This is a genomic window from Yersinia sp. FDAARGOS_228, from assembly GCF_002073315.2.
GTDB lineage: Bacteria > Pseudomonadota > Gammaproteobacteria > Enterobacterales > Enterobacteriaceae > Yersinia > Yersinia intermedia.
The window spans coordinates 3,346,743-3,361,932 of record NZ_CP020409.2; the positions used below are offsets into that span (position 1 = coordinate 3,346,743).

The following is a 15,190-nucleotide window of genomic DNA, read 5'->3' on the forward strand; positions in this document are numbered from 1 at the left end:
ACCCCTTCATCTGTCTGCCATTACCTGACGCCGTTCTTATCGGGTAATGGCAGGTTACCGTCCAGCAAAGTATCCCCGTTTAAAAATAGACCTTAGTGAAAAAGAGATTGATTGCTGTCACGAGGCAGCAATCAGTCCCACATTTAGTTATCTGTATATCGACTAAACTTAATATTACTTATTGGCTATTTTATCTATTTAGCACTGGCTGATTAACAAAATTGGGGGTGTTGTTATGTTCTGTATCCAGCAGTTCGCGCCTCTCGCCAATGAGCTGCGTATGGGTATATCGTCCGTTAAATAAGACTGCCATATTTTTTAACATCGGAGCTGTTAATTCATATTTGAATATTTGTCATTTATCCTATTTTATTGATTTATGAATAATGCTATCTCAATGTTCACAGTGATAATTTGTTAACGCGACATGACTGCCAAGCGCTTATTTTTCATAGGAATTTATTATGGAGCACAGAAAAACAGCAGCATTACAGGGTGCCACACAGTCTGAGTACGATGAGAATTATGCGCTATTAAGCGCATTAGATAGCTCATTAGCCATTATTGAGTTTGATCTTAACAGTCGTATCATCGCGGTTAATCAAAACTACCTTGATTATTTTGGCTATCAACGTGATGAAGTCATTGGCCAACATCATCTTATGTTTTGCCATCAACAATATGCCAATAGTGAAGAATATCAAACGCTGAAGAAATGTTTACTGGCAGGGAAATCTGTTGAGGGTCGTTTTGAGCGATTGCACAAAAACGGATCAACAGTCTGGCTGGCCGCCATTTATCAACCGGTCCCTGGCCCGGATGGTACGGTTACCCGGATGGTGAAAATCGCTAAGGACATTACTTTTTTAATTGAGCAACAAAAAGCCACTCAAGAGTGGGTACAACTTTTAACGCAATTAACTGACCGCAGCGATAGCGCGATGTTTATTGCTGCCAATAGTGAGCAAGGGCAACAAGCAGTATATATTAATCAAGGCTTTACCAAGTTATTCGGTTATACCCCAGAACAGGCTTTGGGCCAGAACATGGTCGATTTACTCCAAAGTGCACACCCAGAACAACTGAGGTTAATGGATTCTACTTCGCCAAATTCGCGCCAACAATTGCTACCCAAAGAGTTGTTCTACAGTAAAGACCAGCAACCGCATTGGTGTTCTGCCATCATCAACTCGCTGGTTGATGAGCAAGGTAAACCGAGCTATAGCATCGGTGTGTTGACTGATATCACACTGACCAAAATGTATGAAGTGTTGCAATATAAAGTGCTGGAAGCGCTAGTCAAAGAACGCCCACTGGAAGAGGTGATGTCTTTGCTGTGCCACGAAGTTGAACGGATTGCGCCAGAGGTGACCGCCAGTATTTTGCAAGTCAGCGGGCAAAACCACCTCAATCATCTCGCAGCACCCAGCCTGCCCCTGATTTATACCGCAGCGCTGGCCTGCGTGCCTATTGGCCCGATATCTGGCTCATGCGGCACTGCCGCGTTTCGTAAAGAACCGGTCGAAGTCCGTGATATTGCCACCAATCCCTTATGGGAGAGCTATCGGCACCTGATTCTACCTTATGGTTGGCTAGCTTGTTGGTCCAGCCCGATTATATCGAGCCAGGGGAATGTTCTGGGCACACTTGCTTTTTACTACAAAGAAGTTCGCGGCCCCAGTGAGTTCCACATTCAGTTGGTGAAATTGATCGCAAACTTGTGCTCGTTGGCGATGGAGCGGGAACAATCACACAAGCAAATTCAGCGTTTGGCTTTTTATGACTCCCTGACCGGTCTGCCTAATCGTACTCAATTTCTGATTTATGCCAAACAGGCCCTCGCCCTTGCCACTGAAACGAATTACACGCTGGCAGTGTTAGTCATTAATCTGGACCGTTTTAAACAAGTTAATGATTCACTCGGTCTTGCCGCCGGTGATGAGCTGTTGGCCTTGATTGCCCAGCGTCTGCGGAGTGAAATGTCAAAAGATGACATTATCGGCCGCTTATCGGGCGATGAGTTTATTATCATTTTAGCCCCCTGTACGATGCAGCAAGCTACAGTGAAGGTTGAGAAAATGCTTAGTCTGCTATCTCAACCCTGCCAGATCGCCAGCGTCAATATTATTCCTTCGGCCAGTGTTGGGATCAGTTTGTATCCTGAAAATGGTTTAGAAATGGATGCGCTGATGAACCACGCTGACATTGCCATGCATAAAGCCAAAGATATGGGGCGTGGGCATTTTAATTTCTTCAGTGCGGAGATGAATACTCTCAATCAGCAGCGTCAGGATATGGAAGATGCCCTGCGTCAGGCATTTCATATCGGTTCTCTTGAGTTATTTTATCAACCACAAGTGATGCTAAAAGATGGGAATATATATGGCGTAGAGGCTCTCAGCCGCTGGATGCATCCCATACTGGGGAACATCCCCCCACAGCGTTTTATTCCTATCGCTGAAGAATGCGGCCTGATCAACGAACTGGCACTGTGGGCGATCGAAACGGCTTGCCACCAGTTAGCTGACTGGCGTTTACGCGGTATTGATGTTCCCTCAATTTCAGTGAATTTGTCACCGACCAATTTCAATAATCAGGGGTTGCCAGACATGATTTTGCATATCTTGCAGCATTATCACTTGCCGCCGCAGGATCTCACGCTGGAAATTACTGAAGATATCTTAATTACAAATAATCAGGCGATCTTTGCCATCATAGAAAAGATTCATCGCCTGGGTGTACGCCTATCAATGGATGATTTTGGTACTGGCTATTCCAGTCTAAGTTATCTGCGCCGTTTGGATCTTGATGAAATCAAACTGGATAAAAGTTTTGTGCATGACCTTGAACATGACGAAACCAGCCGAACGTTAAGTGAAGCGGTCATCCGTATTGGCGAGAGTTTGCAACTCTCCGTGATTGTCGAAGGAGTAGAAAATGAGGCACAACGCACGTTATTGAGCCGTCAAGGTTATAAGATTGGTCAGGGTTTTCTTTTTTCCGAGGCCCTATCTGCCGGTAAACTAGAGCAGTGGTTGGAACAACGCACGGCCAGTAGCTAATGAATAACAAGAGATAAATTATTAGTTGTAGTACCCTATTAATCGATTTAGACCACTAATAAGTGACGTTGTCACTACCGTTAGGTTTGGCTATGTCCAACCTTTTCATTCATCGATAAAATCTTTATCCTTGTCACCCTTGTAATCTGGATGTTGTTTTTTTGTTATGCAAAAATTTCTTTTTCTGCTGTTAAGCCTGATTCTACTCGGCCCACTGGGCATCGATCTCTACTTACCCACTATTCCCGCTATCGCCAAGGGCTTAAATAGTAGCGAATCACTGATTCAATCCACTATTGCCTTGTTTATTCTGGTGCTGGGTATGGGTCAACTTATTGCCGGGCCATTGGTTGATAAGTATGGGCGTAAGCCAATTGCCATCATTGGTATTATTCTTTACATGCTGGGTGCCGCCATGGCTGCACTGGCAGTCAGCCCGCTGATGTTTGTCAGCTCCCGCCTATTACAAGGTGTTGCGGTTTGCTGTACTGCGGTGGTGGCATTCAGTGGCGTGCGTGACCGCCTTAATGGTAATGAGGCCGCTCGAGCCTTTGGTTTTCTTAACGGGACGTTAAATATCGTACCGGCGTTGGCCCCATTGCTCGGTGGTTTGCTGGCAGAAGCCTTTGGCTGGCGCGCCCCATTCTGGTTCCTGGCGTTATATGGCTTGCTGGTATTAATTCTGATAATTCTCTTCCTGCCAGAAACACGTCCGGTGGATACGCAACCCGTAAAGAGCTTGCCGATAAAAAACTATCTGCGCATCTTACGTGATGACCGTTTTCTAATTTTCGCTCTGGTGAACGCGGGGGCTATGGGCATGGCCTTAACCTATGTTTCGCTGGCACCTAACGTGTTGATGGTGGGTGCAGGGCTCAGCCCATTACAATTCTCGTTGGCGTTCGGGGCCAATGGTTTTTGGATCATGGCAGTCAGCTTTGTTGCCAACCGGATTATCCAAAAGATTGGCCGCCCGACCTGCCTGATGATGGGCAGCGTATTGATGGCGTTGGGGTGCCTGGGGTTATTATTTGGTCTGACGCAGTTATCGGCAGAAATACAGCAGCATTGGCTGGTGTACATGTTACCCGTTGCCAGTGCTTGTGCCGGTTTAGCCTTTATGATGGGGCCAGCTACCAGTTACGCACTGGAACCCTATGCCAATGAAGCAGGTGTCGCTTCCGCGTTAGTGGGTTTTGTGCAGATGGCCGGGGGCGCTGGATTAGGCTTACTGGCGATGTCCTTACCGATTGAGCCTAAGTTGTCACTCGCCATCGTGATGCTGGCAGGGTGCCTGCTGGCATGGCAGGCGCGCCGTGCCAGTAGGCATGTTCGCGGTAATTTGCAGAAAATAAACTAAAAACAACCTAAGTGCGCTCGGTGATGACGCTAACGCGACTCGCCAGCGCACACATCAACTCATACCCCACGGTTCCTGCCGCCGCTGCCACATCATCTATCGGCAGATTATCGCCCCAGATCTCAACTTTACTCCCCACTTGCGCCTGCGGGCAGGGTGTTAAATCGACAGTTAGCATATCCATTGAAATCGATCCCACAGTATGGGTCAGTATGCCATCCACCCTGATGGGTGTTCCGCTGGGGGCGAGCCGTGGGTAACCATCGGCATAACCGCAGGCAACAACGCCAATGCGCTGTGTGCCTGTGGCACTGTAGCGGCTGCCATAGCCAACACTGTGCCCTGCTGAGAGCATCTGCGTGGCAATAATTTCGCTGTGCAGCCCCATGACCGGCCGCAATCCAATGCCAGCGATATCGTTTACATCACCACTGGGTGATGCGCCATAGAGGATAATACCTGGCCGCACCCAATCGTAGTGGGTTTCAGGATTACGCAATATTGCTGCCGAGTTGGCAAAGCAGCGCGCAGCCGCTATATGCCCACTGGCCTGCTGAATACGGGTGAATTGCTCGCTGGCACCCATATGATTATCTGCATTAGCAAAGTGGCTCATTAACGTCACCTCACCAATGTTGCTTATACTGTTGGCCCATTGCCACACAGCATCTGCCTGCCCGATGGGAAAACCTAAGCGGTTCATGCCGCTATTAAGTTTTAAATAAATATTGAGCGGTGCGGTCAGACGCGCCGCATTGATGGCGTCAAGCTGCCAGTCACTGTGTACCACGGTAGTCAACCGGTAATGATCCACCAGGGCTAAATCTTGTGTGCGAAAGAACCCCTCAAGCAGCAAAATTGGCCCTTGCCAGCCTTGTTCACGCAACATTATGGCTTCATTTAAATCCAATAAAGCAAAACCATCGGTTGCGTCCAATGCTTGCCAAATTCGGGCCAAACCATGGCCGTAGGCGTTGGCTTTAACTACTGACCAGATTTTAGCGGCCCCCGCATGACGGCGGACAATACTGAGGTTATGACTCAAGGCAGATAAATGCAGCGTAGCGGATATCGGGCGAGACATGCTTATTCCTTCCAGAACGGTATTCAACTATTTACAGCCCGGCGGTGGGCTGTAATGACCAATCGGCGCATTTTTAGCGCACAGGGTGAATGTCGTGTAAGGGCGTAATATTCAGTGGCCGAAAGCCAGCGCTATAACGCGCGACAGATAAATCATCCGCCAAAATAGCTGGGCGACGCCCATACATAATATCAGCCAATAATTGCCCCGACCCACAGGCCATGGTCCAACCTAAGGTGCCATGACCGGTGTTCAGATAAAGATTCTTCAGCGAGGTTCGCCCGACAATAGGCGTACCATCAGGAGTCATCGGGCGTAGCCCGGTCCAGAACGTAGCCTGACTGATATTGCCCCCATGAGGGTACAAATCACCCACTACCATTTCCAGCGTCTCACGACGCGCTTGCGCCAATTGCGTATTAAATCCAACGATTTCAGCCATTCCCCCAACCCGAATCCGATCATCAAAGCGCGTAATGGCAATTTTGTAGGTTTCATCCAGTACCGTGGAGAAAGGTGCCGAGTCTGGGTCTGTAATCGGAATAGTCAGTGAGTAGCCTTTTAGTGGATACACCGGAATCGACACCAGCCCAGCCAGCAGTGCTGTAGAGTAAGCACCAAACGCCACCACATAGGCATCCGCTTTAATAATATCGTCACCGCATAACACACCCGCGATTTGGTCACCGTCCACCAGCAGTTTATCCACCGAACGATTGAATACAAACTTTACCCCAGCCTGCTCGGCCATTTTGGCCAGGCGCTCGGTAAACAGCTTACAGTCACCGGTTTCGTCATTGGGTAAACGTAAACCGCCAGTCAGTTTGTGGGCGACTTTTGCCAATGCCGGTTCCACTGTTGCCAGTTGATCAGCCGTTAGCAGTGAATATGGCACACCTGCCTCATCTAACACCGCAATGTCCTTGGCAGCGTTATCAAATTGCTGTTCAGTACGGAACAGTTGCAGTGTTCCGCCCTGGCGGCCTTCGTATTGAATACCAGTATCTTCACGCAGCTCTTTTAAACAGTCGCGGCTATATTCTGCCAGGCGCACCATACGGCTTTTGTTAAGGGTGTAATGGGAGGTGTCACAGTTTCTTAGCATCTGCCACATCCAGCGTAACTGGAAGCTACTGCCGTCAAGGTGGATAGCTAATGGCGCATGCCGCTGGAACATCCATTTTATGGCCTTAATAGGTACACCCGGCGCGGCCCAAGGTGCTGCATATCCCGGTGATATCTGGCCTGCATTACCGGCACTGGTTTCCTGAGCTGGCCCCGCCTGGCGATCGATAACCGTAACCTCATGACCATCTTTGGCTAAGTACCAGGCACTGGCGACCCCAACCACACCACTTCCTAAAATGACAATTCGCATATCATCCTCACCCCAAATAACACCAAAAGCATAATGTTCTGTTGACAGAAAATTAACCCAGCAGAAAAAACTAGCCAACATATTAATTATAGATCGTGAGTTAGTTCACAATTAATTTACAATGCAGTTACTTTTCAGTTCAATCGTTTTAGAGAAATAACGATAAGATGCTATTTTTGGCCGATTAAGCGCTAGAAAGGCGAGAATCCGCCGTAAATATCATGATTAACAGCATGAATAATTAGCATGTTGTGCAAGGTGATTTTGTTGGGTTTATATTCTGCAAAATGGCGATAAACTCAGAATAATAATCTGAAAAAAATCAATTTAAGATTATCCCTTCTGCGCACACCATTAGGGTTCAGATACCAGGCCGATGATAACCAAGAACCGAATCGGTTGGGGCTGATTTGAATAGCATGAATGCTAGCCCACAAGGGAGCCATTAGGACAAGACTCATTGGTCTGGTGCGGCTAAGAGGGAGTAATCAACACACCTGTAGCTTGAAAGATGACGGATATTCATTGACATAAGGTCTTGCCATGCCTCAATTTGTTTATATTGAGCTAGGATTATTGAAGTGACCAGTATTTTGCAGGGTTATAAAACCGTGAGGATGCGCTAATGACAACTTCAACACCGAAACAAACCGCGCAAGATAAGCGCCTGACTGACGGCCCGGACTGGACATTTGAATTGTTACAGGTCTATCTGGACCAAATAGATCGGGTGGCAAAACATTACCGGCTAGATACCTACCCCCACCAGATAGAGGTTATTACCTCAGAACAAATGATGGATGCCTATTCAAGTATCGGCATGCCTATCAACTATACCCACTGGTCTTTTGGTAAGAAATTTATCGAAACAGAGCAAAAATATAAGCACGGCCAACAAGGGTTGGCATACGAGATTGTGATTAACTCCAATCCTTGTATTGCTTATTTAATGGAAGAAAATACCATTACCATGCAGGCCTTAGTCATGGCTCACGCCTGCTACGGTCATAATTCTTTCTTTAAGAATAATTACTTATTCCGGGCATGGACCGATGCCAGCTCCATAGTGGATTATCTGTTGTTTGCGCGTCACTACATCAGTGAATGTGAAGAACGCTATGGCGTAGAAGAGGTTGAGCGGCTACTCGATTCCTGTCATGCCTTGATGAATTATGGGGTGGACCGCTATAAACGCCCACAAAAAATCTCTTTGGTTGAGGAAACCGCCCGGCAGAAAAGCCGCGAGGAGTATCTGCAAAGCCAAGTGAACTCGTTGTGGAAAACGCTGCCGCGCAAAGATCGGGGGGAAGTCCAAGCCCAGGCTCAGCGCTATCCCAGTGAGCCGCAGGAGAACCTGCTCTATTTCATGGAGAAAAATGCCCCGCTGCTGGAATCATGGCAACGAGAAGTGCTGCGAATAGTGCGCAAAGTCAGCCAATATTTTTATCCACAAAAACAGACACAAGTGATGAATGAAGGCTGGGCGACCTTCTGGCATTACACTATTCTTAACCACCTGTACGACGAAGGTCAGGTCACTGACCGCTTTATGATGGAGTTCTTGCACAGCCATACCAACGTTGTGTATCAACCGCCGTATAACAGCCCTTATTACAACGGTATTAACCCGTATGCCCTTGGCTTTGCCATGTTCCAAGATATCAAGCGCATTTGCCAGTCACCGACTGAGGAGGACTATTATTGGTTCCCGGATATTGCCGGTAAAGATTGGTTGGATACGCTGCATTTTGCCATGCGCGACTTTAAGGATGAAAGCTTCATTAGCCAGTTCTTATCACCGAAAGTGATGCGTGACTTCCGGCTATTCACCGTACTGGATGATGATAAGCATAACTATCTGGAGATTTCAGCCATTCATAATGAAGAAGGTTATCGAGCTATACGTAATGAATTGTCTGCTCAATATAATTTGAGTAATCACGAACCAAACATTCAGGTATGGAACGTTGATCTACGCGAAGACCGCTCCCTAACGCTACGCTATATTCCTCATGACCGGGCACCACTGGACAAAAGCCGCCAGCAAGTGATGAAACATATTCACCGGTTATGGGGTTTTGATATTCATATGGAGCAACTGAATGACGACGGTTCAATTGAGCTACTCGACAGTGTGCCGCCCAAAGCCAATAAACTCTAGCCCGCGCCAGCCTGATGTGGGTAACCGCGCCAACTATTAGCCACATCTTTCCATGAAAAAGGGGCATTTAATGCCCCTTTTACGTTGCTATTTTACGCGGTATTCACCTAACGGCGCGCTTCTGCCAAATCACTTGGCATAGTGCCCTGCATACTGTGCCAAATAGCACCACTTTCTTTACCGTATGCTCTAAGGCACTCTAACACCTGATCATGGGCTTTCTCATCACACAGCGCTGACAACTTGCTGTAGAAGGTCAGTGCCAGTTTACGGGCTTCAGGATTAGAGAAGTAGTAACGCCCTACACGGGTATAAAGCCCTTTCATGCCATTCAGAATCAACCCATAAATAGGGTTACCCGAAGCAAAAGCCAAACCACGGAAAATACCGTAATCCAGTGCAGTGAATGCCTCAGCGTTATCATCAACAGTTTGGGCTTGCCCCAGGATTTCCTGTGCCTTTTCGGGATGATTACGGATTGCGGTGCGAACGAAGATGGTAGCGATATTTGTTCTAACAGCCAGTAAGTTGTCTATCAATTGCGGCACGCTGTCGTGGTCAAGCCGCGCCAGTGTTTCCAAAATATTAAGACCAGACGTTTCCCAAAAATTGTTTACTTTCGTCGGTTTACCATGCTGAATAGTGAGCCAGCCATCGCGGGCTAAGCGTTGTAACACTTCACGCAATGTAGTGCGGGTCACTCCAATCAGCTCTGAAAGTTCACGCTCCGCGGGCAAAATAGTGCCTGGAGGGAAGCGATTATTCCAAATACTTTCAATAATATACTCTTCCGCGAAACCGGCAGGACTTTGCGCCTTTATAACCATATTTTTGACGTTCCGTAGCGATACATATCAGCAATTTAGAACGCTCATCATACCAGACGACGCTATTGTGATATAGCGTCAGGGCCGAACAAATGATGAAAGCAGTCATAAAGTTGTAAAAATTGCGCAGATGCAATGATGTACAGATTATACGTGTTGCTTTTAGAGCAACAACGTAAAGTAAAATGTAACTTTGGGCAGTAATTGCGCCATTATAATTTTATTAAGGAGACCATAACTCACAATGGATATGACCATTAGACAAGCTGTACTTAAGAATTTCCTGGGTAATTCACCTGATTGGTACAAGCTGGCAATTATCGGGTTTCTCATTATTAACCCACTGGTATTCTTTTTTGTCAGCCCATTTGTTGCTGGCTGGATGCTGGTAGTTGAATTTATCTTTACATTGGCGATGGCGCTAAAATGTTACCCACTGCAACCCGGCGGTTTATTGGCCATCCAAGCCGTCGCCATCGGTATGACCAGTCCGCATCAGGTTGCAGAAGAAATTGCTAATAATCTGGAAGTCTTGCTGTTGTTGGTGTTTATGGTGGCAGGCATCTATTTTATGAAGCAATTATTGCTGTTTGTCTTTACCAAACTGCTGCTGACGATTCACTCCAAGATCATTCTTTCATTAGCCTTCTGTGTCGCCTCTGCATTCCTTTCGGCATTCCTTGATGCTTTAACCGTTATTGCCGTGGTTATCAGTGTCTCTGTCGGTTTTTATACTATCTATCATCATGTTGCATCAAACCATACCGAGAAAGACCTTTCTGATGACAGCTGGATCGATAATCAGGAAAACCGTAAAACGTTGGAACAGTTCCGCGCATTCTTGCGCAGCCTGATGATGCATGCCGGGGTAGGTACTGCACTGGGGGGCGTGATGACCATAGTGGGCGAGCCGCAGAACCTGATTATCGCTAAAAGTGCCGGTTGGAACTTTGCCGACTTCTTTATTCGCATGCTGCCCGTGACGCTACCCGTTCTGTTTTGCGGGCTATTAGTTTGTCTGTTGGTCGAGCGATTCAAGCTATTTGGGTATGGTGCAGCGCTTCCTGAGCGCGTTCGCCAGGTTCTGACTGACTATGATCAACAAGCCAGTGCGAAACGCAGCAAACAAGAAAAGGTGAAGCTACTGATTCAGGCACTGATTGGTGTCTGGTTGGTGCTCGCCTTGGCACTGCATTTAGCTGAGGTAGGCTTGGTCGGTTTGTCAGTGATTATTCTCGCCACCTCCCTCTGCGGTATCACTAATGAACATGCACTGGGTAAAGCGTTTCAGGAAGCATTGCCTTTTACTGCCCTACTCACGGTATTTTTTGCCGTGGTGGCCGTCATTATTGAGCAAAGCCTCTTCTCGCCGATTATTCAGTTTGTTCTACAATCGTCACCATCAGCACAGTTATCACTGTTTTATCTGTTTAACGGCTTACTGTCTTCGGTATCAGACAATGTCTTTGTCGGTACGGTTTATATCAATGAGGCGCGCACAGCTTTTGAACACGGCATTATTTCGCTTGGGCAGTTTGAGTTATTGGCGGTTGCCATCAATACCGGGACCAACCTCCCCTCGGTTGCCACACCGAATGGTCAAGCCGCTTTCCTGTTCCTGTTAACTTCAGCGCTGGCCCCTTTAATTCGCCTTTCTTATGGGCGTATGGTGTATATGGCACTACCCTATACTATTGTGATGACCATCGTCGGCCTGTTAGGTGTAGAGTACTTATTAGTGCCAATAACCGAATGGATGATGCAAAGTGGCTGGATAAGTTTGCCTCATCTGGCAACCGAGGTTAGCATCACTCATTGATCGCTTGCATTACAGTATCTGCCAGCCCTACACTTTTCGTCGCCGCGAGGGCTGTTATTAGCTTCAAGGAATAATGGGCTGGCAAAACAAACCAAATATCTCACCTAAAGTAAAATTCATGCTTGTGATAGCATGTTACACGCGAGAAAGAGCTGATTTTTGCCTAATTTTACCTTTGGGTGGCTGGCAGCAAAGATGAATTGGTTTACACTGCCGGTACAATTGCTTACTGCATGGAAAATAAAGATATGTTGCAATTCCTTAACCGCTGCTCTAAAGGGCGCGGTGCTTGGCTTTTAATGGCCCTGACTGCACTTGCACTAGAATTGGTTGCACTCTATTTTCAACACGTGATGTTGTTACAGCCTTGCGTAATGTGTATTTACGAACGTGCCGCGTTGTTCGGTATTCTCGGTGCGTCGTTATTGGGTGCAATTGCACCTAAATCACCCCTGCGCTACCTGGCAATTTTCATCTGGATTTACAGCGCATGGCGCGGCGTTCAGCTCGCCTGGGTACATACTATGCTGCAACTCCATCCTTCACCTTTCACGACCTGTGATTTCTTTGTCAGCTTCCCATCATGGTTACCGTTGGACAAATGGTTGCCGGCGATTTTTGTTGCCAGTGGTGATTGTTCGGTAAAACAATGGGCATTTATGTCATTAGAAATGCCGCAATGGTTGGTGGGTATCTTTGCTGCATACTTATTGATTGGCGTATTGGTGCTGATCAGCCAATTCGTTAAACCGAAAAGACGTGACCTGTTCAGTCGATAATTTTCATACATATCTTTATCTGATAATGGCACCGCTCGGTGCCATTGTTTTTAGGTAAGACTGTATTAACGGATAATCCCACGCGCAGAGCGAGAGAAAAAAGGCTTATAGGACTTGAGTATTTGCCATTCTCTGGCCAAAACCTCAATTTCCAGACTGACATCCCCCACCAGCCCACCGTTATGATAAATAAGCTGATAGGCATTTTGAACGGCTCGGTAATCATCACTGTTCAGCCAAGCGTCGCCCATTCCTGCCCCTCTGATACCTATCGGTACAGCGCGATTACCCGCGGCAATAACATAAGGGGGCACATCTTGTACCACACAGGCGCTTTCACTAATCAATGCATGGGTACCAATAACACAAAACTGATGCACGGCACTGGCCGCGCTGATAATGGCGAAACTATCGACCTCTACGTGGCCGGCTAATCCCACATTCGACGCCAATAAGCAGTCGTTACCGATGATGCAGTCATGCCCGATATGCACATGATTCATCAGTCTATTGTCATTACCGATGCGGGTTTTACCATGTCCTTGAACCGTACCGCGATGTATCGTGACATTTTGCTGAATCACGTTGCGATCGCCAATCACAACCTGTGTAGGCTCACCCTGGTATTTAAGATCCTGATTAACCTCTCCAATAGAGGAAAATTGTCCAATATTATTGTCGCATCCAAGCTCGGTAATACCATTAATTACAATATGCGATTTAAGCACCGTGCCGGAACCAATAGTGACTTGAGAACCAATGTAACAAAAGTGACCAATCTGCACATTCGCACCAATCACCGCACCCTTCTCAATAATTGCAGAGGCCGAAACTATCGCGGTGTTATCAATCAAGCTATTTCACTCTCCAGATGGAGGACTCACGTTACTACTTCGTGGGTAACTTCAACATCAACTCAGGACTAATCCATCCGGTGGTTTAATCAAATTTACAGCCATAAATGGTCATACAAAAAAAGGCCACCAGAAGGCAGCCTCACTTTAATTCGATTATAAACCAGTTAAGCTTCAGTGTGGGTACAAATGTACTGGTTAGCCTGCTCACCATCAACCACCGCCAAACGAATCGGCATCGCAGAGATATTGAGAGAAGCGATAACTTGCTCTTGGCTGTTGGCTTTCTGGAATATTAACGCCTCACCCTGGCCTTCTGGATTAACTTTTACAAACTGGAACACTGATTTATCAATGGTCAATTGTTGATTCGGGCCATCCAACACTGCGGTCAAGTTGGCTCCCTCTTTCAATTTACAATCAAGATTAATCAGAGTGGTCCCAGCGGCCTGGACCTGGTGCGAAACGCTACCTACAGTAGCGGATATGCCGACGATAATCGCGGCTAACGTTGAATATTTCATTTTATTAAGTTTCTTGGTTAAATTTCGGCGTTAGTATGCCATATCTGGCTTCTGAATAGGTATCAGTTACCTGAGAGACTACGATATAAATTACTTATATATCAATGGTTATCTGGCCCACTGCGGTTTATTCAAAATATGGTCTTGCCAATCGATAACCTCGCTCTCACGTACGGCAATATGACGTACCGAGATCCGCTCACCGTGCATCGCGGATTTTGAACCGGCTAACAAGGGATGCCAACTCGCCAGACCACGGCCCTCGCCCACCATGCGATAAGCACACGTAGGGGGTAACCACTCAAACGTCACCAGATTCTCTCTGGTTAACTTGATGCAATCTTCTTCTAATTCAAAGCGGCGCTCATAATTGCGGCACTGGCAGGTTTTGAGATTGAGCTGATCACAGGCCACATTGGTGAAATAAATTTCATCCGTGTCCTCATCAATCAGTTTATTCAAGCAACATTGGCCGCATCCGTCGCACAGTGATTCCCATTCACTATCTGACATTTCAGCGAGTGTTTTTTGTTGCCAAAAAGGAAGTTGTGACATATCGGTATCCGGTGTGAATAAATGAGCGGGTCGTTATAGACGCTTTGGCCGCCAGATGCAAGTTTTGCCGCCCAGCCTATTGGCTTAAGCGGCAAAAAGCCGCTTAGATTATGCGGGTGTTCAACGTTTTACCATTTAGCATAATTTTCAGCATATCGCCTGATTTCATCGGCCCGACCCCTTGTGGGGTGCCCGTCAGAATGATATCGCCAGCACGCAAAGTAAAGAAACGGCTGATGTAACTGATTAGCGGAATGATGGGTGTGATCATATCGCGAGTGTTGCCTTGCTGGCGAACCTCATCGTTGATGATCAGCGCTAAGTCAGCCTGTTGTGCATCACCAAATTCAGCCACCGGAATAAAGCCGGAAATCGGGCAAGAACCATCAAATGCTTTAGATTTTTCCCACGGCTGACCCGCTTTTTTTAAGTCAGATTGCAGCTCGCGCAGAGTCAAATCCAATGCGATGCCATAACCGGCTATTGCACGCGCCACACGGTCTTCACTGGCTTGTTTTAACGGCGTTCCGATCAAAACGGCCAATTCTACTTCATGGTGTACTGCACCGAACTCTTTCGGGATCGACACGGGCTGGCGAATATCGCATAGCGCGGTTTCAGGTTTAATAAACAGCACCGGTTCAACTGACTTGGTGCTTCCCATCTCTTTAATATGTTCGGCATAGTTACTGCCAACGCAAACCACTTTACTCACTGGAAAATCCAGCAAAGCCCCTTGCCAGTCTCTATGTTGATACATACTGCTCTCCTGAATTGACATCCTGCC

Annotated in this window: 12 protein-coding genes; 5 read left to right on the top strand and 7 right to left on the bottom strand. The window is 47.0% G+C overall.

The genetic code is table 11. From position 1 onward, the window contains the following. Positions 1-464 precede the first annotated feature (464 nt). Complete coding sequence (locus A6J67_RS15450) at positions 465-3,062, top strand: EAL domain-containing protein (protein ID WP_080608250.1); 2,598 nt, start codon at positions 465-467, stop codon at positions 3,060-3,062. A 166-nt stretch (positions 3,063-3,228) separates the two neighbouring features. Beyond that, a complete protein-coding gene (locus A6J67_RS15455; RefSeq protein WP_042569709.1) occupies positions 3,229-4,422 on the top strand; it encodes a Bcr/CflA family efflux MFS transporter in 1,194 nt (397 codons plus the stop codon). Positions 4,423-4,429: 7 nt separating this feature from the next. Here the strand turns inward: A6J67_RS15455 and dadX are convergent, their stop codons facing one another. Together dadX and A6J67_RS15465 are read right to left on the bottom strand one after the other, a co-directional pair. Next, a complete protein-coding gene (gene dadX / locus A6J67_RS15460; protein ID WP_042569708.1) occupies positions 4,430-5,506 on the bottom strand; it encodes a catabolic alanine racemase DadX in 1,077 nt (358 codons plus the stop codon). A gap of 73 nt (positions 5,507-5,579) precedes the next feature. Continuing rightward, the gene (locus tag A6J67_RS15465; RefSeq protein WP_042570163.1) at positions 5,580-6,884 is read right to left on the bottom strand and encodes a D-amino acid dehydrogenase; all 1,305 of its coding nucleotides are present in this window, start codon (positions 6,882-6,884) and stop codon (positions 5,580-5,582) included. 625 nt (positions 6,885-7,509) lie between these two features. Here A6J67_RS15465 and A6J67_RS15470 point away from each other — a divergent pair. Further along, positions 7,510-9,045, top strand: a complete 1,536-nt coding sequence (locus A6J67_RS15470; RefSeq protein WP_080608251.1) for a SpoVR family protein — start codon at positions 7,510-7,512, stop codon at positions 9,043-9,045. Positions 9,046-9,152: 107 nt separating this feature from the next. Here the strand turns inward: A6J67_RS15470 and fadR are convergent, their stop codons facing one another. Beyond that, entirely contained in the window at positions 9,153-9,872 is a 720-nt protein-coding gene (gene fadR, locus A6J67_RS15475; RefSeq protein ID WP_005190983.1) for a fatty acid metabolism transcriptional regulator FadR, read from the bottom strand. A gap of 244 nt (positions 9,873-10,116) precedes the next feature. Here fadR and nhaB point away from each other — a divergent pair, with 244 nt between their 5' ends. Continuing rightward, on the top strand, positions 10,117-11,691 hold the full coding sequence (nhaB, locus tag A6J67_RS15480) for a sodium/proton antiporter NhaB (RefSeq protein ID WP_050297451.1): 1,575 nt from the start codon (positions 10,117-10,119) through the stop codon (positions 11,689-11,691). A 248-nt stretch (positions 11,692-11,939) separates the two neighbouring features. After that, complete coding sequence (dsbB, locus tag A6J67_RS15485; RefSeq protein ID WP_032907594.1) at positions 11,940-12,470, top strand: disulfide bond formation protein DsbB; 531 nt, start codon at positions 11,940-11,942, stop codon at positions 12,468-12,470. Positions 12,471-12,535: 65 nt separating this feature from the next. Here the strand turns inward: dsbB and lpxA are convergent, their stop codons facing one another. From lpxA to A6J67_RS15505, 4 genes are all read right to left on the bottom strand, one after another. Continuing rightward, complete coding sequence (lpxA, locus tag A6J67_RS15490) at positions 12,536-13,324, bottom strand: acyl-ACP--UDP-N-acetylglucosamine O-acyltransferase (protein WP_042569703.1); 789 nt, start codon at positions 13,322-13,324, stop codon at positions 12,536-12,538. Between the two features lie 167 nt (positions 13,325-13,491). Continuing rightward, entirely contained in the window at positions 13,492-13,848 is a 357-nt protein-coding gene (locus tag A6J67_RS15495) for a hypothetical protein (protein ID WP_042569702.1), read from the bottom strand. Between the two features lie 108 nt (positions 13,849-13,956). Beyond that, positions 13,957-14,403: a YcgN family cysteine cluster protein gene (locus A6J67_RS15500; RefSeq protein ID WP_005190942.1), complete on the bottom strand. Its 447-nt coding sequence runs from the start codon at positions 14,401-14,403 to the stop codon at positions 13,957-13,959. A gap of 103 nt (positions 14,404-14,506) precedes the next feature. Then, on the bottom strand, positions 14,507-15,163 hold the full coding sequence (locus tag A6J67_RS15505) for a fumarylacetoacetate hydrolase family protein (RefSeq protein WP_005190938.1): 657 nt from the start codon (positions 15,161-15,163) through the stop codon (positions 14,507-14,509). Positions 15,164-15,190 lie beyond the last annotated feature (27 nt).

Bases quoted from the DNA above. Each gene is read 5' to 3' on its own strand.
- A6J67_RS15500 (WP_005190942.1), bottom strand. From the start codon at position 14,403: ATGTCACAACTTCCTTTTTGGCAACAAAAAACACTCGCTGAAATGTCA.
- dsbB (WP_032907594.1), top strand. From the start codon at position 11,940: ATGTTGCAATTCCTTAACCGCTGCTCTAAAGGGCGCGGTGCTTGGCTT.
- nhaB (WP_050297451.1), top strand. From the start codon at position 10,117: ATGGATATGACCATTAGACAAGCTGTACTTAAGAATTTCCTGGGTAAT.
- A6J67_RS15495 (WP_042569702.1), bottom strand. From the start codon at position 13,848: ATGAAATATTCAACGTTAGCCGCGATTATCGTCGGCATATCCGCTACT.
- A6J67_RS15505 (WP_005190938.1), bottom strand. From the start codon at position 15,163: ATGTATCAACATAGAGACTGGCAAGGGGCTTTGCTGGATTTTCCAGTG.
- A6J67_RS15450 (WP_080608250.1), top strand. From the start codon at position 465: ATGGAGCACAGAAAAACAGCAGCATTACAGGGTGCCACACAGTCTGAG.
- fadR (WP_005190983.1), bottom strand. From the start codon at position 9,872: ATGGTTATAAAGGCGCAAAGTCCTGCCGGTTTCGCGGAAGAGTATATT.
- A6J67_RS15455 (WP_042569709.1), top strand. From the start codon at position 3,229: ATGCAAAAATTTCTTTTTCTGCTGTTAAGCCTGATTCTACTCGGCCCA.
- A6J67_RS15465 (WP_042570163.1), bottom strand. From the start codon at position 6,884: ATGCGAATTGTCATTTTAGGAAGTGGTGTGGTTGGGGTCGCCAGTGCC.
- A6J67_RS15470 (WP_080608251.1), top strand. From the start codon at position 7,510: ATGACAACTTCAACACCGAAACAAACCGCGCAAGATAAGCGCCTGACT.
- dadX (WP_042569708.1), bottom strand. From the start codon at position 5,506: ATGTCTCGCCCGATATCCGCTACGCTGCATTTATCTGCCTTGAGTCAT.